Origin of the sequence: Nonomuraea sp. NPDC049421, assembly GCF_040677005.1 — a bacterium.
Classification (GTDB): domain Bacteria; phylum Actinomycetota; class Actinomycetes; order Streptosporangiales; family Streptosporangiaceae; genus Nonomuraea; species Nonomuraea salmonea.
In genome coordinates, this window is sequence record NZ_JBFAQA010000036.1 from 72853 (window position 1) to 95495 (window position 22643).

The 22643-nt window shown below is 71.4% G+C and carries 20 protein-coding genes; 14 read left to right on the forward strand and 6 right to left on the reverse strand.

The window, feature by feature from the left end; genetic code table 11:
- Window positions 1-51 precede the first annotated feature (51 nt).
- The 7 genes from AB0K18_RS42405 to AB0K18_RS42435 all read left to right on the forward strand — a co-directional run bounded on the left by AB0K18_RS42405 (window position 52) and on the right by AB0K18_RS42435 (window position 6965).
- Complete coding sequence (locus AB0K18_RS42405; RefSeq protein WP_364926527.1) at window positions 52-312, forward strand: hypothetical protein; 261 nt, start codon at window positions 52-54, stop codon at window positions 310-312.
- 93 nt (window positions 313-405) lie between these two features.
- Window positions 406-2916, forward strand: coding sequence for a DNA translocase FtsK 4TM domain-containing protein (locus AB0K18_RS42410; protein ID WP_364926530.1), 2511 nt, complete (start codon window positions 406-408; stop codon window positions 2914-2916).
- An 82-nt stretch (window positions 2917-2998) separates the two neighbouring features.
- Entirely contained in the window at window positions 2999-3760 is a 762-nt protein-coding gene (locus tag AB0K18_RS42415; RefSeq protein ID WP_364926532.1) for a RodZ domain-containing protein, read from the forward strand.
- An 82-nt stretch (window positions 3761-3842) separates the two neighbouring features.
- Window positions 3843-5255, forward strand: coding sequence for a 30S ribosomal protein S12 methylthiotransferase RimO (gene rimO / locus AB0K18_RS42420; protein WP_364926534.1), 1413 nt, complete (start codon window positions 3843-3845; stop codon window positions 5253-5255).
- Window positions 5252-5827 (forward strand): CDP-diacylglycerol--glycerol-3-phosphate 3-phosphatidyltransferase, encoded by a 576-nt coding sequence (gene pgsA / locus AB0K18_RS42425; RefSeq protein WP_364926536.1) that lies wholly within the window; start codon window positions 5252-5254, stop codon window positions 5825-5827. The genes rimO and pgsA overlap by 4 nt, the downstream gene beginning before the upstream one ends.
- 3 nt (window positions 5828-5830) lie before the next feature.
- The gene (locus tag AB0K18_RS42430; RefSeq protein WP_364926538.1) at window positions 5831-6322 is read left to right on the forward strand and encodes a nicotinamide-nucleotide amidohydrolase family protein; all 492 of its coding nucleotides are present in this window, start codon (window positions 5831-5833) and stop codon (window positions 6320-6322) included.
- Window positions 6323-6608: 286 nt separating this feature from the next.
- Window positions 6609-6965: a helix-turn-helix transcriptional regulator gene (locus AB0K18_RS42435; protein WP_345398809.1), complete on the forward strand. Its 357-nt coding sequence runs from the start codon at window positions 6609-6611 to the stop codon at window positions 6963-6965.
- Here the strand turns inward: AB0K18_RS42435 and AB0K18_RS42440 are convergent.
- Window positions 6962-7741, reverse strand: coding sequence for a DNA-formamidopyrimidine glycosylase family protein (locus AB0K18_RS42440; RefSeq protein WP_364926540.1), 780 nt, complete (start codon window positions 7739-7741; stop codon window positions 6962-6964). The genes AB0K18_RS42435 and AB0K18_RS42440 overlap by 4 nt on opposite strands.
- A 143-nt stretch (window positions 7742-7884) precedes the next feature.
- On the opposite strand from AB0K18_RS42440, the gene AB0K18_RS42445 reads away from it, so the two are divergent.
- The 3 genes from AB0K18_RS42445 (at window position 7885) to AB0K18_RS42455 (ending at window position 12896) form a co-directional block, all read left to right on the forward strand.
- The gene (locus tag AB0K18_RS42445) at window positions 7885-9804 is read left to right on the forward strand and encodes a serine/threonine-protein kinase (protein WP_364926542.1); all 1920 of its coding nucleotides are present in this window, start codon (window positions 7885-7887) and stop codon (window positions 9802-9804) included.
- Window positions 9801-11711 (forward strand): serine/threonine-protein kinase, encoded by a 1911-nt coding sequence (locus AB0K18_RS42450; protein WP_364926544.1) that lies wholly within the window; start codon window positions 9801-9803, stop codon window positions 11709-11711. The genes AB0K18_RS42445 and AB0K18_RS42450 overlap by 4 nt, the downstream gene beginning before the upstream one ends.
- 111 nt (window positions 11712-11822) lie before the next feature.
- On the forward strand, window positions 11823-12896 hold the full coding sequence (locus AB0K18_RS42455) for a hypothetical protein (protein ID WP_364926546.1): 1074 nt from the start codon (window positions 11823-11825) through the stop codon (window positions 12894-12896).
- Window positions 12897-12995: 99 nt separating this feature from the next.
- Here AB0K18_RS42455 and AB0K18_RS42460 read toward each other — a convergent pair whose 3' ends face one another.
- The gene (locus tag AB0K18_RS42460) at window positions 12996-13445 is read right to left on the reverse strand and encodes an Rrf2 family transcriptional regulator (RefSeq protein WP_345398828.1); all 450 of its coding nucleotides are present in this window, start codon (window positions 13443-13445) and stop codon (window positions 12996-12998) included.
- Between the two features lie 182 nt (window positions 13446-13627).
- On the opposite strand from AB0K18_RS42460, the gene AB0K18_RS42465 reads away from it, so the two are divergent.
- A complete protein-coding gene (locus AB0K18_RS42465; protein ID WP_364926548.1) occupies window positions 13628-14809 on the forward strand; it encodes an ROK family transcriptional regulator in 1182 nt (393 codons plus the stop codon).
- A 39-nt stretch (window positions 14810-14848) separates the two neighbouring features.
- On the opposite strand, the gene AB0K18_RS42470 is transcribed toward AB0K18_RS42465, so the two are convergent.
- The 4 genes from AB0K18_RS42470 to AB0K18_RS42485 form a co-directional block, all read right to left on the reverse strand.
- Window positions 14849-16288, reverse strand: coding sequence for a glycoside hydrolase family 3 protein (locus tag AB0K18_RS42470; RefSeq protein ID WP_364926550.1), 1440 nt, complete (start codon window positions 16286-16288; stop codon window positions 14849-14851).
- Window positions 16289-16357: 69 nt separating this feature from the next.
- On the reverse strand, window positions 16358-17209 hold the full coding sequence (locus AB0K18_RS42475; protein WP_364926552.1) for a carbohydrate ABC transporter permease: 852 nt from the start codon (window positions 17207-17209) through the stop codon (window positions 16358-16360).
- Window positions 17206-18216: a sugar ABC transporter permease gene (locus AB0K18_RS42480; protein ID WP_364926554.1), complete on the reverse strand. Its 1011-nt coding sequence runs from the start codon at window positions 18214-18216 to the stop codon at window positions 17206-17208. The genes AB0K18_RS42475 and AB0K18_RS42480 overlap by 4 nt, the downstream gene beginning before the upstream one ends.
- Window positions 18217-18218: 2 nt before the next feature.
- A complete protein-coding gene (locus tag AB0K18_RS42485; protein ID WP_364926555.1) occupies window positions 18219-19532 on the reverse strand; it encodes an extracellular solute-binding protein in 1314 nt (437 codons plus the stop codon).
- Window positions 19533-19669: 137 nt separating this feature from the next.
- Between AB0K18_RS42485 and AB0K18_RS42490 the strand changes: the two genes are divergently transcribed.
- From AB0K18_RS42490 to AB0K18_RS42500, 3 genes are all read left to right on the forward strand, one after another.
- The gene (locus tag AB0K18_RS42490; RefSeq protein ID WP_364926557.1) at window positions 19670-20818 is read left to right on the forward strand and encodes an ROK family transcriptional regulator; all 1149 of its coding nucleotides are present in this window, start codon (window positions 19670-19672) and stop codon (window positions 20816-20818) included.
- A 12-nt stretch (window positions 20819-20830) separates the two neighbouring features.
- Complete coding sequence (locus tag AB0K18_RS42495) at window positions 20831-21481, forward strand: M15 family metallopeptidase (RefSeq protein WP_364926559.1); 651 nt, start codon at window positions 20831-20833, stop codon at window positions 21479-21481.
- A gap of 75 nt (window positions 21482-21556) precedes the next feature.
- Entirely contained in the window at window positions 21557-22642 is a 1086-nt protein-coding gene (locus tag AB0K18_RS42500) for a glutamate--cysteine ligase (protein ID WP_364926561.1), read from the forward strand.
- The last annotated feature ends 1 nt before the right edge of the window (window position 22643 follow it).

Below are 22643 nucleotides of genomic sequence, written 5' to 3' on the forward strand. Positions count from 1 at the left end.
CAGAGTGGCAGACTGATGCCGCTGATACCTCCAGTTGTGAAGAAGGCCGCCATGGTCGCGCAGCTGGACTCCCTTCACACCGCTGGATCGCTCCACCCGAAGGACCTCCGTCCCCTGCTCACGGCCCTGCAAGGGCTGCGCGACGGCAATTTCCGCACGTGGCTCGAGTTGCCCGACGGCTCGCCCGCGTTCATCGCCGGCTACGGCGCCGCGCACGACGCGCTGCGGGAGACGGTCAAGGACCCGGCCGATCGGGTGGGGGCCAAGCAGTCGGCGTTCGAGGCGGTCCCGACCGTGCGGGGACGCGGCTGAGCGTGCCCGCGCGTCACAGTTCGGGTGGTCACATGTCAGGACACCGGCGAGCCTACGCGCGTACCGAGGTGTCTCCGTCGTACCTTTGGCATCATGGCCACCCGTACGCCGAAAAGCGCATCGAAGGGGCCGGCGAAGCGGTCGACCTCGTCTCGCTCGACCCCCGCCAAGCGCGGGACGACGCAGGCGGGACGGTCCAGGACGAAGGCATCCGCGTCCGGCCGTAAATCCCCGGTGACCCACCCCGACCCGATCACCTGGGTACTCACCATGATCGGGAAGCTGATCGTGGGGCTGTGGATGCTGTTCGCCAACGGCATCGGCGGCGCCGCGCGGGCGGTGGGCAAGAACGCCCGCGAGCTCGACCCGGCGCACCGGCGCGACGGCGTGGGGCTCACGGTGCTGGCGGGCGCGATCGTGCTCGCGGCGATGACCTGGCGCGCCTCGGACGGCGCGGTGTCGGGGGCGGTCGACGCGGCCGTACGCGGCGTGTTCGGCTCGCTGGCCTGGGTGCTGCCGCTGCTGCTCGGCCTGCTGGCCTGGCGTTACCTGCGTCACCCCGACCACTCCGCCGACACCGGCCGCATGGTGATCGGCTGGGCCGCGCTGCTGGTCGGCGTGCTCGGCGTCATCCACGTCTCCAACGGCACTCCCTACCCGGCCGGCCAGGGCCAGGGCATGGACAAGGTGGCGCAGGCCGGCGGCATGGTCGGGTTCCTGGTATCGGCGCCGCCGATGAGCATCCTGCCGGCGTGGGTGACGATCCCGCTGCTGCTGCTCCTGTCCGGGTTCGGGGTGCTGGTGATCACCGCCACGCCCGTCCACCGCATCCCCGAGCGGCTGGCCGAGCTCAAGCACCTGCTGTTCGAGCGGCACGCCGAGCCGGAGACGCCGAAGTCGCCGGCCAAGAAGCGGGTCAGGACGAAGAAGGGCGACGACGGCGAGGGCGGCGACGTCGTCAAGCCGTACGACACGCCGGTGCTCGCCGAGAAGGACAAGCGGCCCGACCACTCGCCGGAGATCGTGCCCGGGCTGACCGACGAGGAGGAGGCGCCCGTTCCCGAGGCTGAGAGGCGTCCTGAGCCGCCGGAGCCGACCCCCGCGCCCCGCAAGGTCGAGCAACTCGTGCTGTCGCCGCAGGCGGGCCCCTACAGCCTGCCCGACCTGGCCCACCTCAAGCCGGGGACCGCGCCCAAGCCGCAGACCAAGGCCAACACGACCGTGGTCAACGCGCTCACCAGCGTGCTGGAGCAGTTCGGCATCGACGCGCAGGTCATCGGGTTCACCCGGGGGCCGACGGTGACGCGTTACGAGATCGAGCTGGGGCCCGCGGTCAAGGTGGAGAAGGTCACGGCGCTCACGAAGAACATCGCGTACGCCGTCAAGTCCGCCGATGTCCGGATTTTGTCGCCTATCCCCGGCAAGTCGGCCATCGGGGTCGAGATCCCGAACGCCGACAAGGACCTCGTGGCACTCGGCGACGTGCTGCGCTCGCAGGTGGCGCAGGCCGACCACCACCCCATGATCGTCGGCCTGGGCAAGGACGTCGAGGGCCGTACCATCGTGGCGAACCTCGCCAAGATGCCCCACCTGCTCATCGCCGGCGCCACCGGCGCCGGTAAGTCCGTCTGCGTCAACGGCCTGATCACCAGCATCCTCATGCGCGCCACCCCTGACGAGGTGCGCATGGTGCTCGTCGACCCCAAGCGGGTCGAGCTCAGCGTGTACGAGGGCATCCCCCACCTCATCACCCCGATCATCACCAACCCGAAGAAGGCCGCCGAGGCTCTCGAATGGGTCGTGGGCGAGATGGACCGGCGCTACGACGACCTGGCGGCGTCGGGCTTCCGGCACGTGGACGAGTTCAACAAGGCCGTGCGGGCGGGCAAGCTGCAGCCGCCGCCCGGCAGCGAGCGCGTCTACCAGCCGTACCCGTACCTGCTGGTCATCGTGGACGAGCTGGCCGACCTCATGATGGTGGCGCCGCGCGACGTCGAGGACTCGATCGTGCGCATCACGCAGCTCGCCCGCGCGGCCGGCATCCACCTGGTCATCGCCACCCAGCGGCCGTCGGTCGACGTGGTCACCGGCCTGATCAAGGCCAACGTGCCGTCGCGGCTGGCGTTCGCGGTCTCCTCGCTGACCGACTCGCGGGTCATCCTCGACCAGCCGGGCGCCGACAAGCTGGTCGGCCAGGGCGACGCGCTCTTCCTGCCGATGGGCGCGAGCAAGCCGATCCGCATTCAGAACGCGTTCGTCTCGGAGAAGGAGATCTCCGAGATCGTCGGGCACTGCAAGGAGCAGATGCAGGTCGAATACCGCGACGACGTCGCGGCGGCGCCGGTCAAGAAGGAGATCGACGAGGACATCGGCGACGACCTCGACCTGCTCATCCAGGCGGCCGAGCTGATCGTGACCACCCAGTTCGGCTCGACCTCGATGCTGCAGCGCAAGCTGCGGGTCGGCTTCGCCAAGGCGGGACGCCTGATGGACCTGCTGGAGAGCCGCGACGTGGTCGGCCCGAGCGAGGGGTCGAAGGCCCGCGAGGTGCTCGTGAAGCCCGACGACCTCCCGGGTTTGCTGGCGAGTCTGCGTGGCGAATGACCCCAATGCGTGCTTGCCTGGCGATAACTGATTGAATATCTCCTACCACGAAGAGTAGTCGGTGTGGTGGGGGGCGTTCGCTGTGCAGGAGCAGAGCATCGGGGCCATGCTGGCGGCAGCCAGGCAGTCGGCAGGGCTGACGGTCGCGCAGGTCGCTGCGGCGACCAGGATTCGCGAGGCGATCATCCATTGCATGGAGCGGGACGAATACGGCGACTGCGGAGGTGCCTTCTACGCCAGAGGGCACGTCAGGGCGGTCGCCAAGGCCGTGGGGCTCGACCCCGAGGCCACCGTCCATCTCTATGACCAGCAGCACGGCGGGGCTCCACAGCCCATGCCGGCGTCGTCGGTCTTCCAGGCCGACCGCAAGATCAACCTGCCGGAGCGGCGGGGGCCCAACTGGACGATGGCCCTGGGGGTGGCCCTGGCCATCGTGGTGGTCTTCGGCATGATGCGGGTGCTGGGAGGTGGCGGCGACCAGGTCCGTACGGGCGACGTGCGCGCCGCGTCGGCCCGGCCCAGCGTCCCGCCGAACACGCCCATCACCGAGGCGCCCAAGCCGAGCCCGTCCGCGGTGGCGGCCAAGAACATGGTCACGGTCCGTATCAAGGCCAAGCGGTCGTCGTACGTCAACGTGCACGACGCCAAGGGGCGCAAGCTCTTCGCCGGCACGCTCAAGGCGGGCAAGACCTCGACCTGGCGCGCGCCCGACAAGGTCAACGTGCTGCTGGCCGACGCCGGAGCCGTGACGCTGCACGTCAACGGCAAGCGGGTGAAGGGTCTCGGCGGCAGGGGAGACGTGGTGCGGCGCTCGTTCGGGCCGCAGAAACCGCAGTCGCGATAGGTCAGGTGAGGGGTCGCGATGCGGCCGGCGGGGGAGCCCGTGCATCGGGTGGTGGCCAACTCCCGATACCGTAGTGTTCACCATGTCATCCCGCCGAACCGCATCGCTGATCACTCTGGGCTGCGCACGCAACGAGGTCGACTCCGAGGAGCTGGCCGCGCGACTCGAGGCTGCCGGCTGGCAGCTCGACGACGACGACCCCGAGGTCGTCGTCGTCAACACGTGTGGCTTCATCGACTCAGCCAAGAAAGACTCGATCGACACGCTCCTGGCCGCCGCCGACTCCGGCGCCAAGGTGGTCGCCGCGGGCTGCATGGCCGAGCGCTACGGCAACGAGCTGGCCGACGCACTGCCTGAGGCGAGCGCCGTCATCTCGTTCGACGACTACGCCGAGATCGGCGGCAGGCTCGACGACGTCGTGGCCGGCCGCTCGCTGAAGCCGCACACCCCGCGCGACCGCCGCACGCTGCTGCCCATCACGCCGGTCGAGCGGGCCGCCGCCGCGCCCGCGACCGCCATCCCCGGCCACGGCGACCTGCCGACGGGCCTCGCGCCCGCCAGCGGGCCGCGCGTGCTGCGCAAGCGGCTCGACGAGAGCCCGGTGGCCTCGCTCAAGCTCGCCTCCGGCTGCGACCGGCGCTGCACGTTCTGCGCCATCCCCGCCTTCCGCGGCTCCTACGTCTCCCGCAGGCCCGACGAGCTGCTCGCCGAGGCCGACTGGCTGGCCCACCGTGGCGTGCGCGAGCTCGTCCTGGTCAGCGAGAACTCCACGTCCTACGGCAAGGACCTCGGCGACCTCAGGTCGCTGGAGAAGCTGCTGCCACAGCTCGCCGCCGTCGAGGGCGTCGAGCGCGTACGGGTCAGCTACCTCCAGCCGGCCGAGCTGCGTCCCGGCCTGATCGACGTGATCGCCGGCACCGACGGCATCGCCCCCTACTTCGACCTGTCCTTCCAGCACGCCAGCGGCACCGTGCTGCGCCGGATGCGCCGCTTCGGCGACCCCGAGCGCTTCCTGGGCCTGCTGGAGGGCATCCGCGAGCGCGCGCCCGAGGCGGGCGTGCGCTCCAACTTCATCGTGGGCTTCCCCGGCGAGACCGAGGAGGAGTTCGCCGACCTGGTCACCTTCCTCGAGGCCGCCAGGCTCGACGTGATCGGCGTGTTCGGCTACTCCGACGAAGACGGCACCGAGGCGGCCACCCTGCCGGGCAAGCTGCCCCAGGAGGTCGTCGACGAGCGCGTGCGCGTGCTCACCGAGCTGGCCGAGGAGCTGACCGCGCAGCGCGCGGAGGAGCGCATCGGCACCGAGCTCGACGTGCTGATCGAGGACGACCTGGGCGACGGCGGCTACGAGGGCAGGGCCGCCCACCAGGGGCCCGAGGTCGACGGCTCGGTCACGGTCCAGGGCATCGGCCTGGTCAAGGGACAGATCGTGCGCGCGGTCGCGGTCGACGCCGAGGGCGTCGATCTCATCGCGCGCATCAAGGCCGGTCCATGAAAAGGGACGAGCGCCGGGTCGTCAGCCCGTGGAACATCGCCAACGTCCTCACGGTCCTCCGGTTGGCGCTCGTCCCTTTCTTCGTCGTCTGTCTCTTCGTGCCCGGCACGGGCTGGAGGGTGGCCGCGCTGGCCGTCTTCGCGGTGGCCTCGATCACCGACCACCTCGACGGGGAGCTGGCCAGGCGCTACGGCCTGATCACCGACTTCGGCAAGATCGCCGACCCGATCGCCGACAAGGCGCTCACCGGCGCCGCGCTGGTCTGCCTGTCGATCCTGCAGGAGCTGCCCTGGTGGGTCACGATCGTGATCCTCGGCAGAGAGCTGGGCATCACCGCGCTCAGGTTCGTGCTGCTGCGCCACGCGGTCATCCCGGCCAGCTACGGCGGCAAGGTCAAGACCGTGCTGCAGATCACTGCCATCGTCCTTTACCTGCTGCCGTTCGTGCCAGGTCCCGTACGGTGGGCGGTGATGGGCGCGGCGGTCGTGGTCACCGTGGGCACGGGCGTCGACTACGTCCTCCGCGCCATCCGGTTGCGCAAGGTGGCGAGGCGAGCACGCGAGGGGCAGTGATCCATGGCAGACGTGGCCGAGATGCTCGACCTGCTGGCCGGCGCGGACGCGACGGTGGCGGTGGCCGAGTCGCTGACCGGGGGGCTCATCGGGGCGGCGATCACCTCGGTGCCAGGAGCGTCCAAGGCGTTCCGCGGCGGGGTGATCTCCTACGCCACCGATCTCAAGCACGAGCTGCTGGGGGTGCCGGCGGAGCTGCTGCGGCGTGAAGGCGCGGTGCACCCCGAGGTGGCCGCGGGCATGGCGGCGGGGGTGGCGCGGCTGTGCGGGGCCACGTACGGGCTGGCCGTGACGGGGGTGGCCGGGCCCGAGCCGCAGGACGGCAGGCCCGTGGGCACGGTCCACATCGGCGTCGCGGGGCCGGGAGGCCGGAAATGGGCGCGGGAATTGAGACTTCAGGGGTCGCGCGAACGTATCAGGGTAGAGACGGTGGACGAGGCAGTCGATCTCCTGTCAGGTGTGCTGAAGGCGAACATAGGGGAACATTCCGGGTGATTACCGTGTTACGTCCCGAGCGAACATGCGATGTGCGGTCTGACGCGGTGTCGGTGGATACGGGTACGGTGGAGCTGTGAGTGAGGTCCGTGAGCCAACTGCAAGCACCGAGCGCCCGGCAGGCGGGCCTGATGAGTCGCGCAACGAGCCACGAGCGGCGGTTCAGGGCCGGCGAAGCCCCATGATGACGGCGAGGAGTATGTACGAAGCTAAGAAGACCGATGTGCGGCACGAACCGATCGCGCGGGGCGTGGTGAAGTCATCCGCGCCGGGGAGGGAGCGACAGATGATTCTGCTGCGTCAGCTGCTCGGCGACGTGCTGAGGCGGTTGCGGGTCCGGCAGGGGCGCACGCTACGCGAGGTGTCCACGCTGGCCCGGGTTTCGCTCGGCTACTTGTCCGAGGTGGAGCGCGGCCAGAAGGAGGCCTCGTCCGAGCTGCTCGCGTCCATCTGCGGCGCGCTCGGCGTGCCGCTTTCGCAGGTGTTGCGTGAGGTGTCCGACCAGTTCGCGCTGGCGGAGCTGCAGGCCACTCCTGTGCTGGCCGACGTGCCCGAGCACGAGCGCCTGGCCCTTTCCGAGCCGGTGGGCGGGGCGATCTCCGACTCCGTCTTCCCTGAGGTCAAGGACATGGTGGCTGCCTAGCGAGGCTGGCAGCCCGCACACCACAGGATCAGCCGTTCCTGTGGCTGCGCCCCCATCTCCCCACGGCTGATGCGGGTGCCGCATCGGCGACAGGGTCTCCCGGACCTGCCGTAGACCCAGGTCGCGTTGGCCGGGCGGCGATCACCTGTGGTCACCGTGCCCGCATGCCCCTTGTTCGCCTCCAGCAGCCGCTGGGCGAGCGACACGACCCCGTCGAGATCCTCGATCTCCCCGACCGTCTTCCACGGCCAGATTCCGCGCAGGAAAAGGGTCTCGGCGCGATAGATCGTGCCGATCCCCGCCAGGTTGCGCTGATCGAGCAGCGCCTCCCCGATGGTCCTGCCGGGTGCCGCTCGCAGCCTTCGCACGGCCTCTTCCAGGTCCCAGTCCGGGCCGAGCAGGTCGGGCCCAAGATGCCCCACCAGCCGCGCCTCGTCGGCCGTCCTGACGAGATCGACCATCCCCAGCCGCACGCCGACCGCCTGCCACTCCTCGTTGGCCAGGATCAGCCGCACCTGGTCGCCCGGTCTGGTGCGGCGGCCGGTCGGCATGACCAGCCAGCTTCCCTCCATGCGCAGGTGGGTGTGCACCGTGAGGTCGCCTTCGACGCGGGTGAGCAGGTGCTTGCCACGTGAGCGCGTGGTGATGACCGCGCGTCCCGACAGGTCGGCGGTGGCGTGCCGGGGGACGCGGAAGTCGGAGCGCACCAGCACGCGGCCGTCGAGCGCGCCCCGCAGGCGGGCGGCCGCGCGGTAGACGGCGTCTCCTTCAGGCACGCCTCTCAGTGTAGAAATCCCGCCTCCCCTCGGCGTCGGCCGGGTACTGTCTGTGATGATTTGCTGCGGATGGCTGCTTTCCGTGGTCTTGCTGGTCATAATGACGATCTGGACTTGGCCTTGACGGAAGGCTTGGGCGGCGCATGCCGGAGATCACGGATCTACGTGCGGGAGAACCCAGCGAGGTCGCGGGCTACCGGTTGACCGGGCGGCTGGCCTCTCACGTTTTCATAGGGCGGTCGGAGGCCGGCGAGGCGCTGGTGGTCCGGCTCCTGCCACCTGAAGTCGAGCCCCGGCCGTTCCTGGCCGCCATGGAGCCGCTGCGCGGCATCTCCGCGGTCGGCACCGCGCAGGTGCTGGACGCCGGGGTGGCGGACGGGCGGGCGTACCTCGTCACCGAGTTCGTGGACGGGCCCGCGCTCGAAGAGGCCGGCGGGACGTTCGACGGGGTGGGGCTCTACCGGCTGGCGGCCGGGACCATCACCGCGCTCGTCGCCGTCCACCAGGCGGGGCTGGTGCACGGCGACATCCGGCCGGGCAACGTGCTGCTCGGCCCCGACGGGCCGCGCGTGGCCGACGCGGGCCTGGAGCAGGCGCTGGCGGCGGCGTCCGTGTCCACCAGGAAGGTGGCGGTGCCCGCCTACACCGCGCCGGAACGCTTACGCGGCGGCGACGCCGGGCCGGCCGCCGACGTGTTCTCGTGGGCGGCGACCATGGTGTTCGCCGTCAGCGGCGCCTCGCCCTTCGAGGGCGGCTCGATGAGCGCCACCGTCGAGCGCATCACGGACCAGCCGCCCGTGCTGCCCGACCTGGGGGAGTTGCACGACCTCATCGTGCGCTGTCTCGACAAGGACCCCGATGCCCGGCCGGCCGCCAGCGACGTGCTGCTGCGGCTGGTCGGGCAGACGTCGTTGCTGGCCGCCCCGGCGGGCGACCTCGTGGAGAAGAAGGCGTCGGGACGGGGACCGCGGGGCCTGGCCGTGCCGGTGGCGGCGTTCGTGGTGGGGGCGCTGCTGTCGGGTACGGGGGTCTACGTCCTCACCGGCGACAGGACCACCACCGTACGGCAGGCCGCCGCAGCAACCCCTACGGCGACGCCCACGGTGACGCCCACCGTGACGCCCACCGTGGCGGTCTCGCAGACGGCGGCGCCCCGTGACGAGGTCGAGGAGAAGGCGGCCGCCGACCTGGAGATCAAGGACATCGACGGCGTCCTGCACGAGCATCCGGGCGACGCGATGCGGCTGGTGTCGTACCTGGGTGCCTCAGGCGACTTCACCAGCTACGTCCGCGACAAGAGCGGCGCCTTCAAGGCCGTCGGCAAGTACGAGCAGCCCCTGCTGTCGCCCCGCGGGGACTGGGTGGCGCTGAACCCGCTCATCAAGTTCCAGGGCACCGACACGGACCAGGTGAAGTTCACCAGCCTGACGACGGGCGAGTCCTTCGTGGTCAGCACGGTGAAGAAGCCGCTGAACACGATGCGGCCGTTCTGGTCCCGTGACGGTTCCAAGCTGCTGCTCTCCGTCTATGACACGGAGAAGAAGCCGGAGCTGGTCGTCGGCTTCGTGGTCGTGGACGTCGCGGCGCGCAGGGCCGTGCACGTCAAGACCGAGTACGCCGACGACGCGACCCTTGTGCACACCTTCGCCCCCGACGGCACCGTGGTGCGCACCTACTGGGACGGCCGGCAGAGGGGCATCGCGTTCTACGACATGTCCGGACAGGTGAGTAAGACGATGCACTGGGTGGGCCATCCCAAGGGCGGCGAGTGGTTCTCCCCGTCCGGTGCCCGGCTCGCCACGATCTGCCCCAGCGAGAAGGAGTACTGCGTCTGGGACGTCCGTACGGGCGCCCGGCAGGCGACGGTGCCGTTCACCAAGGGCGAGGGCGCCTTCCTCGGCTGGTTCAACGAGAAGCACCTGCTGGTGCAGGACCCGGGCAAGAAGAAGGGCACCATGCAGATCAAGATCATCGATTTCCTCGGAAGGACCACACGCGTGCTGGCCGACCTCGCGACGGACAAGCCGCACATGCTCCAGTTCGCGTACCAGCCGGGCTCGTGAACCCGCTGCTCGCCGGCGACCCCGCCGAGGTGGACGGCCACCACGTCGTCGGGCGGCTGGGCCAGGGCGGCCAGGGCGTCGTCTACCTCGGCGAGGCGCCCGCGGGGACACCGGTCGCGATCAAGATGCTCGGCTCGGGGCTGGACGACCCCGAGGCGCGCGACCGCTTCCGGCAGGAGATCGGGTACGCGCGCCGGGTCAAGGCGTTCTGCACCGCGCAGGTGCTGGCCAGCGGGGAGTACGCGGGCACGCCGTACGTGGTCAGCGAGTACGTCGACGGGCCCGCGCTGGCCGACGTGCTCGTCCGCCGGGGGCCGCTGCGCGGGCCCGAGCTGCGCCGGCTGGCGATCGGCACGCTGACCGCGCTGGCCGCCATCCACCAGGCAGGCGTGGTGCACCGCGACTTCAAGCCGGGCAACGTGCTGCTCAGCAGGCACGGGCCACGGGTGATCGACTTCGGCATCTCCAGGGCGCTGGAGGAGGTGGAGGCCGACGGGCAGCACATCGTGGGCACGCCGCCGTACATGGCGCCCGAGCAGTTCGGCGGGGCGCCGATCGGGCCGGCGGCCGACATGTTCGCCTGGGCGGGGACGATGGTGGCCGCGGCGACGGGACGCCCGCCGTTCGGGACGGGCGAGTTGCCCGCGCTGATCGCCCGCATCCTGACCACCGAGCCCGACCTCGGGAACCTCGACGGCGAGTTGCGCGAGCTGGCCGCACGCTGCCTGGCCAAGGACCCTGCGGCCCGGCCCACCGCGACGCAGGCGCTGCTCACCCTGCTCGGGCATCCAGGCGACGTGCTGCGTGACACCGGCGAGCAGCGGCTGCTCGACCAGGGGCAGCGGTCGGCGGCACCGCCCCGCCGCTCCCGGTGGCCTCTGGGGGTCGCCGCGGTCGGTACGGCCCTGGCCGTCAGCGTCGCCGTGCTGCTGCTGCGTCCCGCGCCCGAGGCCGCGCCGCGCCCGCCCGCCGCCGCCTCCGCGCCGCTGCCCACGCCCAGCCCCGGGACGATGGCCCCCGAGCCGGTCACGGAGACGAAGGTGCCCGACACCGGGATCGTGCTGCACGAGAACCCGGCCGATCCTCTCTGGGTCTCGTCCTACCGCAGCATGTCCTCCTCGGTGGTCACCGGCCACGTCCGTGATCCCGCGACCGGCGCCTTCGCCTTCTTCGGCAACCTGGAGGAGCCGATCGTCTCGCCCGGCGGCCGTTTCGTGGCCTCGCTGACGTACACGCGGCTGCTGAGCGACGGCTTCGAGACCATCACGATCCGCGACCGCGCCACCCGCGAGGAGCGCAAGCCGCGGACCGTGGACAAGCCCCGCACGCTCATGGACCCGGTGTGGGCCGAGGACGGGCGGCGGCTGCTCGCGACCGTCGTCGACTACGACTACGGCGGCGACAAGGAGACGCGGACCGTGGGGTTCGCGGTCGTGGACGCGGTCACGGGTGGTGTCCTGGTCACGGAGGCGCCGGGCCCGTTCCGCTCCAGGTACGCCTGGGGCTCGGACTTCGCCGGCGTGCTCCAGCGGGCGGGTGACGGGTCCGTGCGCGTGCTGAACCTGAACGGGACGGTGCTGCGGAGCTTCGAGGACGTGGGGGAGCTGGAGGCCGGAGGAGCCGTCAGGAGCGCGCTCGGCACGGTCTTCCCCACCGCCTGCCCGGGTACGTCGAGGGACATCTGCTTCTGGGACGAGCGGACCGGGGCCAGGAAGGGCACGGCCAGGCTGCCGGCCGGCGCCGTCTTCCACGGCTGGCTGGACGGGGCCCACCTGCTGGCCACCGTGCGTGAGGGAAGGCGGGCCCGCGTCGTCATGGCGGACACCACGGGGAGGCCCGTCCGCACCCTGGTCAGCGCGACCCGTGCGGAGCTGGACGACGCCGTCTTCTGGTTCTCCAGGAAGTGAAGGTCTCTTGCGGCGATCTGGCGCTGAGTGGTCGTCTTCTCACTTTTGGTGACGGTGCGGGAGTCGCTCGGGCACACTGGAACGCAGGCCGAGCCCGATGAGGTGAGCTCCATGCACGCCAGCCGCCGGCGAGGGAACCTGCCCGGCGAGACCACGCCGCTGGTCGGCCGCCTCACTGAGGTGGCCGCCGTCGAGAAGCTGCTCGGCCGGTCGCGGCTGGTGACCTTGACAGGGGCGGGTGGCGCCGGCAAGACCAGGGTCGCGCTGCGGGCCGCCGCCGAGCTGCGGGACGCCGGTGGGGCGTGGCTGGTGCCGGCGCCGCAGGAGGCGGGGAAGCTGCCGTACGCGATCGCCTCCGCCCTGTTTCCTGCCGCGAGTGCGGGGACGACGGTCGACGGGCTGGCGCGTCGCCTCGCCAAGCGGGAGGCGCTGCTGGTGCTGGACGGGTGCGATCACCTGATGGAAGCGTGTGCGGCGGTGGTCACGACGTTGCTGGCCGCCGCGCCGGGGCTGCGGGTGCTGGCCACCTGCCGGCGGCCGCTGCGCTGCCGTGGCGAGCGGGTGCTGCCGGTGGGGCCGCTCCCTCTTGAGGACGCCGGGGCGTTGTTCGCCGAGCGGGCCGTCGCGGCGGTGCCCGGGTGCGCGGTCACCGGGCTGGACGAGCAGGCGGTGCTGCGGGTGTGCCGGCGGCTCGAAGGGCTGCCGCTCGCCGTCGAGCTGGCCGCCGCGCGGCTGCGCGAGCTGCCGGTCGAGGTGCTGGCCCGGCGTCTCGACGACCACTTCTCCGCGAGCGATCACCACGCGTACGGCGGCTCTTCTGGCGGGCGGCAGGTGCTGGAGCAGCCAGGGGAGCACGCGCTGCACGTCACCGTCGCCTGGACCCACCGGCTCTGCACCACCGCCGAACGGCTGCTGTGGGCGCGGGCCTCGGTCTTCGCCGGGAGTTTCGACGCGGTCGCGGCCAAGGAGGTGTGCGGGGACGACCGGCTGCCGACCTGGCAACTGCCGCAACTCCTGGAGTCGCTGGCCGACCGGGCGATCCTCGTGCGGGAGCCGGGGGAGCGCCACCGCATGCTCGAGCCGCTCCACGCGTTCGGCGCGGAGCGGCTGAAGGACCTCGGACAGGACGAGCGCCTCCGCCGCCGCCGCGAGGCCCTCACCCCCACCGACGGCGCGGCAGGCTGAGGGGGTGGGGCGTGCCTGGCTGCGGCGGGGGTGTGCCCACAGCGCTTCAGACCGCTGGGGCGGGCGGTGGGTCGGGCCGGGGTGGGCCGGTGGGGTGGGTCAGTCCCAGGCGGCGGGGTCGGCGGCCAGCTGGCGGATGCGTTCGGGGAGGGCGCCGGAAGCCACCTGCTCCAGCGTGACCTCCTCCAGGATCGACCGCTCGGTCGCCCGCAACGCGATCCACACCTGCTGCAGCGACTCGGCGGGCCCGCGGTAGCCGACGTGCTCGGGGCGCTCGCCCCGCACGTTGGCCAGCGGGCCGTCGACCGCGCGGATCACGTCGGCCAGCGAGATCTCGGCCGCCGGGCGGGCCAGGACGTAGCCGCCCTCGGGGCCGCGCTGGCCGCGGACGAGCCCGGCCCTGCGCATCTGCAGCAGGATGTTCTCGAGGTATTTGGGCGGCATGTCCTGCTCCTTGGCGAGCTCGCCCACGGTGGTCGGGCCTGCACCGGCGGCGGCCAGTTCAGCGGCGGCGCGGAGGGCGTAGTCGACACGAGCGGATAGACGCATGTTCTCGATTATCCCTCCTGGTCAAGACTGGTTAGGCGCAAGGTCGTCAGATCGGGTGGGAAACTGCGATCATCGGCCATACCTGGCCACGTGTCACCTGCGACGGCGGGTGAAAGGCGGAGCGCTAAACTTCCAACAACCTTTTCGATAACGGCCCTTCGAGTGCGACGGCGGGATTCAGCGTGGAGCGACGCCCTGGTGTGCCCAGACTGCTCAGGGAGATCAATGACCGGGCCGCGCTGGACCTGTTGCTGGCGACCGGTCCCATGACGCGTGGCCAGATCGGCGTGCTGACCGGGCTGTCGAAGGTGACGGCGTCCCAGACGCTGGCGCGGCTGGAGGAGCGCGGGCTGGTCGAAGTGGTCGGCACCCAGGCGGGCGGGCGGGGGCCCAACGCGGCGCTCTACTCCGTGATCCCCTCCAGCGCGTACGTCGCCGGCCTCGAAGTCGGGCCCGAGCTGATCTCCGCGGCCGTCGCCGACATCCACGGCCGGACGATCTCCGAGGTCGTGGTCGAGCCGGCCGCCGACGACGACCCGGTCTCCGTCGTGCACGACGCCATCGTCAAGGCGTGCAGGGGGGCCAAGGTCAGCCTGTCGAAGCTGCGCGGCGTGGTGATCGGCACCCCGGGCGTGGTCGATCCGCGCAGCGGTGACGTGCGCTTCTCCTTCGACCTGCCCGGCTGGCACGAGGGCATCCACGAGGCGCTGGCGGGCGACCTGCGGCGCAAGGTCACCATCGAGAACGACGTCAACCTCGCCGCCATCGCCGAGCGGGCCGACGGCGCGGCCAAGGGGCTCGACGACTTCGTGCTGCTGTGGGCGTCCCGGGGGCTGGGGCTGGCCATCATGCTCGGAGGGCGGCTGCACCGCGGGCGGTCCGGCAGCGCGGGCGAGATCGGCTACCTGCCGGTGCCGGGGGTGCCGCTGCCCGAGGACATCCGCACCGAGCCGGGACGGCTGCCCTCGCTGGCGGGCGGCCTGCAGTCGCTGGTCAGCGCGGAGGCGGTGACCGAGCTGGCGCGCAGCTACGGGTTCGCGGTGGGCAGCGCCACCGAGTGCGTCAAGGTCGCGGTGGCGGCCGGGGCCGAGGGCGAGCCGCTGCTCGACGAGATCGCCCACCGGCTGGCGCTGGGGGTGGCGGCGGTGTGCGTGATCCTCGACCCCGGGCTCGTGGTGCTGTCCGGCGAGGTGGGGCACGCCGGTGGGGAGGCGCTGACGTCGCGGGTGGAGGAGGCGGTCGCCCGCATCTGCCCCGTACGTCCCCAGGTGGTGACGACCACGGTCACGGACGACAATCCGGTACGCCGCGGCGCGGTTCTGGCCGCCCTCGACGAGGCCCGCGAAGAACTCCTGGCCCCCTGACCCCGCCCCACCGCGGTTCCGGCAGGGCGGGGGGCACGGTCAGGCGGTGAGGAGTTCTACGGCGGCTTGGGCGTTGGCGCGGGCGGCGCCGTACGTGGCGATGTAGGCGGCGGTGTCCGGCTGCCAGACCGGCAGGCCCATCTCGATCACGGTCGTGTCCGGGCGGGCGGCCACCAGGGCGGAGACGAGTTCGCGGCTCTCGTGGTGGCGGTGCGCGTCCTTGACCACGACGACGAGCGAGCGGTCCACCGCCTTGGCGAGCAGGGCGGGCGCGTCGGCGGCGGCCGGCTTGACGCGGACGATCTCCGCCTCGGGCAGCCACGGCCCGACCCCCCACGGCACGTCGCCCACGGCGATGGTGGGCGGCGTGTCCACCTCGATGACCAGCGGCTCGACGAGCGGCTTGGCGCGGCCGGTGAGCCGGACGGCGCGGCGGGCGGCGTGCAGGCCGACGACGTTCTGCTCGGCCGCGATCCGCTCCCCCTCGCCGAACCAGGAGCGCAGCGCGGCGACCCGGCCCGCGGCCTGCTCCAGCCGTTCCAGCGGCAGCCGCCCCTCGCGCACGGCGGCGACGACCGCGTCGATGATGCCCTGCACGTCGTCGTACGTCGGCAAGGGCCCGAGGCACAGCAGGTCGGACCCGGCCGCGATGCTCATGACCGCACCGCCCGCCAGGCCGACGCTGCGGGTGATGGCGTGCATGTCGAGCGCGTCGGTGACGACCACGCCGTCGTACCCGAGCTCGCCCCTGAGCAGCCCGGTCAGCGCGGCGCCGGACAGTGTGGCGGGCGTGTCACCCGTCACGACCGGCACCGCGACGTGCGCGGTCATCACCGACTTGGCGCCCGCCCCGATGGCGGCGCGGAAGGGCGCCAGCTCGCGCTCGCGCAGCACGTCCAAGCCGACGTCCACGACGGGCACGGCCAGGTGCGAGTCGACGCGGGTGGCGCCGTGGCCGGGGAAGTGCTTGACGCAGGCGGCCACGCGTACGGACTGCAGGCCCTCGACGGCGGCGACGGTGTGCCGGGCGACGAGCCCCGGCTCGGGCCCGAACGACCGGGTGCCGATGACCGGGTTGTCGGCCTCGCTGTTGACGTCGGCGCTGGGCGCCATGTCGAGGTTGATGCCGCACGCGGCCAGCTCGGAGCCGATGGCGCGGTAGACGCGCCTGGTCAGCTCGACGTCGTCCACGGCCCCGAGCGCCGCGTTGCCGGGGTAGGGGCTGCCGACGTGGTACGCCAGCCGCGTCACGTCGCCGCCCTCCTCGTCCAGCGAGATGACGGGCTCGCCGGCGGACCGCAGCGTGGTGGTGAGGTCGAGCACCTGGCCCGGACCGGCCACGTTGAACCCGAAGAGCGTCACCCCGCCGAGGCCGTGCTCCAGCTCGCGCAGCACCCACGGGGGCGCCGTGGTGCCCTGGAAGGCGACGAGCAGCGTGCCGGCCGCGAGGCGGCGCAGCCCCCGATCACTCTGACTCATGGCTCCTCATCAGTTGGCAGGAAGATTGGGCACGGCGAAGGGCCGTGCGGGGACCCCGTGCGGTGTCGTTCAGCCCTTGACGGCACCGGCCACCAGGCCGGAGACCATGCGGCGCTGCACGAGCAGGAAGAAGACGACGACGGGCAGCGTCATCAGGGTCGAGCCGGCCATGATGGCGCCCCAGTCGACGCCCTTCTGGCCGAAGAAGTACTGCAGGGCGACCGGCATCGTGTATCCCTCCGACCCCGACATCAGGTAGAGGGCGAAGACCAGGTCGTTCCACGCGGTGATGAACGAGAAGATGCTGGTGGCCACCAGACCGGGTGCGACGAGCGGGAAGAGCACCCGCCAGAACGTCGTCATGCGTCCCGCGCCGTCGATCCAGGCCGCCTCCTCCAGCGACTTGGGCACGGCGGCGACGAACGTGCGCAGCATCCACACCCCGAACGGCAGCGTCAGCGCGACCTGGGTGACGATCAGCCCGATGAGCTGGTCGCCGAGCCCGACCCGCTTGACCATCATGTAGAGCGGGATGAGCAGGCCCTCGGCGGGCAGCATCTGCACGACGAGCAGCACCACCAGGAACAGTCCGCGGCCCTTGAAGCGGAAGCGGGCGATGGCGGTGGCCGACAGCAGCGCGAAGGCCGAGCCGATGATCACGGTGCCGAGCGCCACGATCGCGCTGTTGCGCATGTAGAGCCAGATGGAGTTGTTCGCGACGCCCTCGGTCAGCACCCGCGCGAAGTGGTCGAAGGTGAAGTGCGTCGGGAACGGGATGAACTCCGTGGTGAAGATCTGGTCGTTCTCCTTGAAGCCGGTGGAGACCATCCAGTAGACGGGAAAGACCGCGTACAGGAAGACCAGCACTCCGGCGGTGTTCAGGAGGACTTTGCCGAGCCTCTTGCGGGCGAGGGGGGTCACATCTCCTCCTGCTTCACGATCTGCCGGACGTACACGACGGTGACGATGAGCAGGATGATCGTCAGCACCACCGAGATGGCCGCGCCGGTGCCCAGCTTCTGCGGGGGACGGAACGCCTCGGCGACCGCGTACATGGACAGGTTGAAGCCGTCGCGGTTCGTCGGGCCGTTCATCAGGACGTAGAGCTGGCTGAAGACCTTGAAGTCCCAGATGATCGACAGGATCGTCAGGACCGCGAAGACCGGCTTGAGCAGCGGCAGCGTGATGTTCCTGAACGTGTGCCACGGGCCGGAGCCGTCCACCCTGGCGGCCTCGTACAGCTCGTTGGGGATGCCCTTGAGGCCGGCGAGCACCGAGACGGCGACGAACGGGAAGCCGGCCCACACCACGCAGACGACCAGCGCGATGTAGAGCGGGATGGTGTCGTTGAGCCAGGGGGTGCCGGTCCAGCTCGTCTGGCCGTCGGGCGGCGCGGCGAGCCAGTCGGGCAGCAGGTTGAGCGCCCAGTTGATGATGCCGGACTCGGCGTCGAACAGGGAGCGCCAGATGACGCCCTGCGCGACGGGCGGCACGGCCCAGGCGAACATGCAGCCGATGACCACGAACAGCGACATCCGCTTGCTGAGCCGGTGCAGCAGCACGCCGACGGCGGTGCCGACGATGAGCGTCATGCTGACGGCGACGGCCGCGAACGCGACGGTGTTGCGCAGGGCCGACCAGAAGATGTCGTTGCTGAGGACCTTCTCGAAGTTCTCCAGCCCCACCCACTCGGCGGGCCTGGTGCCCCTGATCTGCGCGAGACCGACCTTCTGGAAGGCCATGATGCCGAGCTGGACCATCGGGTAGAGCAGCAGCCCGGCGATGACCAGCAGACCGGGGACGAGCAGGACGTACGGGATGCTCCAGTCCGGCAGGCCCCCGGCGCGCGGAGCCCGGTCGTTCTTCTTCCGGCGGCCCGGGGCGGGGGAGGAGCCCGTGCCCCGGGCGACCGTCGTCGTGTCGGCCATCGTTACTGGTTCAGGATCTCTTCGAGTTCCTTGTTGGCGTCAGCGAGGGCGGTGTTGGCGTCCTTCTTGCCCTCGATGACGTCGCGGGCCGCGTTCTGCAGCACGGCCTTGGTGGCGTCGGCCTCCGACCAGTTGGGGTCGGCGGGGAACGCCTTGGCCTTGGCGAAGGCCTGGGCGAAGGCGCCCTGGGCGGGGTCCTCGTTCAGCGCGGCCAGGGTGTCGGGGTAGACCGGGAGCAGGCCGCCCTCCTTGGCGTAGCGGTCGGCCCAGGTCTTGCTGGTGGCCAGCTTGATGTACTCTTTGCCCAGCTCGGCCTGCTGGGTGCCGCCCCACAGCGCGATGTCGTTGCCGCCGAAGAAGGACGGGGCCACGCCGCCGCTCTTGGCGGGCAGCGGGAAGAAGTCGAGCTTGTCGCCCTTCAGCTTGCCCTTGGAGTCCTCCTCGATGCCGGGCAGGTCCCAGCCGGCGGTGAGGTACATCGCGACCTTGTCGTTGGCGAAGCGCTTGCGGATGTCGGTCGTGTTCTGGGTCAGGTTGGCCTTGCCGGACAGGCCGTCCTGGACAAGGCCCGTGTAGGTGGCGAAGCCCGCGGCGAAGCCGGGCTCGGTGAGCTTGCCGACCCACTTGTCGCCCTCCTTGACGGCGTACTCGCCGCCCTCGGACCAGGCGAACGCGGCCAGGAGGTGGTTGGCGTCGGAGCCGCCGTTGAAGGCGAAGCCGTCCACGCCCTCGCCCTTCTCCTTCTGGATCTTCTTGGCGGCGGCGACGAGCTCGTCCCAGGTCTTCGGGACCTCGATCTTGAGGTCCTCGAACCAGTCCTTGCGGTAGAGCACGGCGCGGGCGCCGGCGCCCCATGGGATGGCGTAGATCTCGTTGTCCACGGTCTCGTAGCCGTAGAGGTTCTCGGGGATCTGGGCGCGGTCGCCCTCGCGGGCGATGTCCGTGAGCGGCTCAAGCGCGTCCTGGCTCTGCCACATGGGGACCTGGTCGTTGCCGATCTCGGTAACGTCGGGGCCGGTGCCGGTGGCGGCGGCGGCGAACTTGTCGGCCACCTGGGGCCACGGGATCCACTCGAGCTTGACGTCCGCGCCCGTCTTGGCCTTGAACTCGGCGTTGAGCTCCTCCATGTACTTCGCCGCGGCGGGGTTGCTGTCGCCGAGACGCCACACGCTCAAAGTCTTGCCCGCGAAGGCGGGGCCCGAGGCGGCGGCGCTGGGTGAGGACGTGGTGGGTTCTTCGCTTCCGCCGCAGGCGGCCAGGCCCAAAGCCAGCGCGGCCGAGGTGGCCGCGGCGGCTGTGATCTTCGCGATCCTCACAGGGTTCTCCCTTCCCGGGTGCTGGCCAACGGTCCGCACCAGGCTGATCGTCATATGTCGAACGATGGTGTTAAACTAACAAGAAACTTTCTTAAAAAAAACGCTCGTTAGCCGATCGTGACGGAGAGAGGGCACCGATGAGCCGAGACCCGGGAACCCCCCGGCTGCTGCGCCGGCTGAACGACCGCGCGGCACTCGAACTGCTCCTCGGAGACGGCCCGCTCACCCGCGCCGAGCTCGGCGAGCGGACCGGCCTGTCCAAGGTAACCGCAGGTCAGCTTCTCGCTCGACTGGAAGAGCGGGGCCTGGTCGAGGTGGCGGGCGAAAGGGCGGGGGGCAGGGGGCCGCACGCGGCCCTGTACGCCGTGGTCCCGTCCAGCGCGTACGTCGCCGGCCTCGAAGTCCTGCCCGACAGCCTCAAGGTCGGTGTGGCGGACATCACAGGCCGCACGGTGATCGAGATCACCCTCGACCCCGCCGACGGGCGCGACCCGGTCAAGGCCGTGCACGCCGCCGTGCGCCGGGCCTGCGACGCGGCCGACATCGACCTGTCGCGGCTGCGGGCCTTCGTCATCGGGAGCCGCGGCGTGGTCGATCCCGGCAGCGGGGACGTGCGCTGGTCGTACGACCTGCCGTCCTGGCACGTCGGCGTGCTGGCCAGCCTGCGCGAGACGCTCGGCGCGTCCGTCACCATCGAGAACGACGTCAACCTCGTCGCGCTCGCCGAGCACCGCTACGGCGCGGCCGTCGGCCACGACGACTTCGTGGTCATCTGGGCCGGCGTCGGCCAGGGGATGGGCGTCATGCTCGGCGGCCGGTTGCACCGGGGCAGCACCGGCGGGGCGGGCGAGATCGGCTGGCTGCCGGTGCCCGGCGAGCCGCTGCCGACCGACGTCGCGGAGCCGCAGTCGGGCTCCTACCAGCGGCTGGTGGGCCACGCCGCGCTGCGCGGCCTCGCCGATGAGCACGGCGTGACCGGCAACACCGTGCCCGACCTGCTGCGCGGCGGCGGCGACGGCTTCCTCGACGCGGTCGCGGCGCGCATCGCCGTCGGCGCGGCGGCCGTCAGCGTCGTGCTCGACCCCGGGCTCATCGTGCTCAGCGGCGACGTCGGCAGAGCGGGCGGCGCGCGGCTGGCCGAGAAGGTGCAGGAGGCGGTGGCCGGTCTCTGCCCCACCCCGCCGACCGTCGTCACCACTCAGGTGGCGGGCAACCCGGTGCTGCGCGGCGCGCTCGTGGCGGCGTTGGAGCAGGCCCGGGAGCAGGTCTTCTCCGACACTGTGTGAGAATCACTGCCCATGTGGCAGTCCCCGAACGATGTCGTGCTCATCTCCGACTCCCGTGTGACCTCGATCCCGGTCAAGGAGGTCGGCGAACCGCTCGAAGACGTACGCGGACGGCTCCGCGTCGACCCCCGCCTGGCCGACGACCAGGGCGCCTACGCCCACCTGCGGGCCGGGGTGCTGCGGCGGCTCGAACACGCCGAGAGCCTGCTGCCCGCCGGATACCACCTGCTCGTCGTCGAGGGCTACCGGCCGGTCGCGACCCAGCGCCGCATCTTCGACGGCTACCGGGCCACGCTGACCGGGCTGACGCCCGAGGAGTCGTACGTCGCCGCCAGCCGCTATGTCTCGCCCGTCGAGGTCGCCCCGCACACCGCGGGCGCCGCGGTCGACCTCACCCTGGTCTCGCCCGACGGCACCGAGTACGACATGGGCACCGAGGTCAACGACAACCCCGAGCAGAGCGAGGGCGCCTGCTACACCGCCGCCCCCGACATCTCCGACGACGCCCGCGCCCACCGCAAGCTGCTCGGCGTCGCGCTGGAGGCCGCCGGCCTGGTCAACTACCCCACCGAGTGGTGGCACTGGTCCTACGGCGACCGCTACTGGGCGATGTCCACCAAGAACGACCACGCGCTCTACGGCCCCGTCGAGTTCACACCCTGACAACCCGGGTTTTCCGGGCGGTGAGGTGGGGGCACAACTCCCTACGGAGATGTGGACTCCCAGCGAGGTGTGGGCATGATTCCGCTCATCGGGATCGAAGAGGAATACCTCGTCGTCGATCCCCGCACCCGCCACGTCGCCCCCCGGGCGGCCGAGGTCCTGGCCGCCGCAACGGACGTGCTCGACGTGGTGCAAGAGATCACCCGCTTCCAGGTGGAGGCGCGCACGCCGCCCTCCGCCGACCTGAGCGAACTGGGCCGGCGGCTGCGCGCGGCACGCGAGGAGGTGGCGGGCGCAGCCCGCTCGTGTGGGCTCGCGGTCGTCGCCAGCGGCATCCCGGTGCTCGGCAACGTGATGCCGCCGCCGCTCACCGACGACGACCGCTACCTTCAGGGCCGCGTGCTCTACCGGGCGCTGCAGGACGAGATCAGCATCTGCGCCCTGCACGTGCACGTGGACGTGCCCGATCCGGAGCACGCCGTCTACGTGGGCAACCACCTGCGGCCCTGGCTGCCGACGCTCATCGCCCTCGCCGCCAACTCGCCGTTCTTCGTGGGCCGCGACACCGGCTACGCCTCCTGGCGGGTGATCAGCTGGGGGCGCTGGCCGGTCTCGGGCGCGCCGCCGTACTTCCCCTCCTACGGGGCGTACGAGGGCGCGTTACAGGCCCTGGCGAGGTCGGGGGCGCTGCTCGACGCCAAGACCGTCTACTGGGATGCCAGGCCGTCACCCTTCCTGCCGACCGTGGAGATCAGGGTGGCCGACGTGCCGCTCGACGTGGCCGACAGCCTCACCATGATCGGGCTCATCAGAGCGCTCGTGGTCACCGCGCTCGGCGCGGTCAGGCGCGGTGACCTGGGGCCGCCGGTGCCGGGGGAGGTGCTGCGCGCCGCGTACTGGCGGGCGGCGCGCTACGGGTTGCAAGGCGAGATCCTCGACGTGCGCGACGGCTCGCTCGTCCCCGCGGCGGTGCTGGCCGGGCGGCTGCTCGAGCACGTGCGCCCGGCGCTGGCCGATGCCGGTGACCTGCGCTTCGTCCAGGAGGGCCTCGACCGGCTGCTGCGCGACGGGTCGGGGGCGATGCGGCAGCGCAGGGCGTACGAGCGGGGCAACGACCTGGCGGAGGTGGTGGACGACCTCATCGAGGCCACTGTCGCCTGAA

Coding starts and splice junctions, on each gene's coding strand:
- AB0K18_RS42405 (WP_364926527.1), top strand. CDS start 52: ATGGTCGCGCAGCTGGACTCCCTTCACACCGCTGGATCGCTCCACCCG.
- AB0K18_RS42410 (WP_364926530.1), top strand. CDS start 406: ATGGCCACCCGTACGCCGAAAAGCGCATCGAAGGGGCCGGCGAAGCGG.
- rimO (WP_364926534.1), top strand. CDS start 3,843: ATGTCATCCCGCCGAACCGCATCGCTGATCACTCTGGGCTGCGCACGC.
- pgsA (WP_364926536.1), top strand. CDS start 5,252: ATGAAAAGGGACGAGCGCCGGGTCGTCAGCCCGTGGAACATCGCCAAC.
- AB0K18_RS42430 (WP_364926538.1), top strand. CDS start 5,831: ATGGCAGACGTGGCCGAGATGCTCGACCTGCTGGCCGGCGCGGACGCG.
- AB0K18_RS42435 (WP_345398809.1), top strand. CDS start 6,609: ATGATTCTGCTGCGTCAGCTGCTCGGCGACGTGCTGAGGCGGTTGCGG.
- AB0K18_RS42445 (WP_364926542.1), top strand. CDS start 7,885: ATGCCGGAGATCACGGATCTACGTGCGGGAGAACCCAGCGAGGTCGCG.
- AB0K18_RS42455 (WP_364926546.1), top strand. CDS start 11,823: ATGCACGCCAGCCGCCGGCGAGGGAACCTGCCCGGCGAGACCACGCCG.
- AB0K18_RS42460 (WP_345398828.1), bottom strand. CDS start 13,445: ATGCGTCTATCCGCTCGTGTCGACTACGCCCTCCGCGCCGCCGCTGAA.
- AB0K18_RS42470 (WP_364926550.1), bottom strand. CDS start 16,288: ATGAGTCAGAGTGATCGGGGGCTGCGCCGCCTCGCGGCCGGCACGCTG.
- AB0K18_RS42480 (WP_364926554.1), bottom strand. CDS start 18,216: ATGGCCGACACGACGACGGTCGCCCGGGGCACGGGCTCCTCCCCCGCC.
- AB0K18_RS42490 (WP_364926557.1), top strand. CDS start 19,670: ATGAGCCGAGACCCGGGAACCCCCCGGCTGCTGCGCCGGCTGAACGAC.
- AB0K18_RS42495 (WP_364926559.1), top strand. CDS start 20,831: ATGTGGCAGTCCCCGAACGATGTCGTGCTCATCTCCGACTCCCGTGTG.
- AB0K18_RS42500 (WP_364926561.1), top strand. CDS start 21,557: ATGATTCCGCTCATCGGGATCGAAGAGGAATACCTCGTCGTCGATCCC.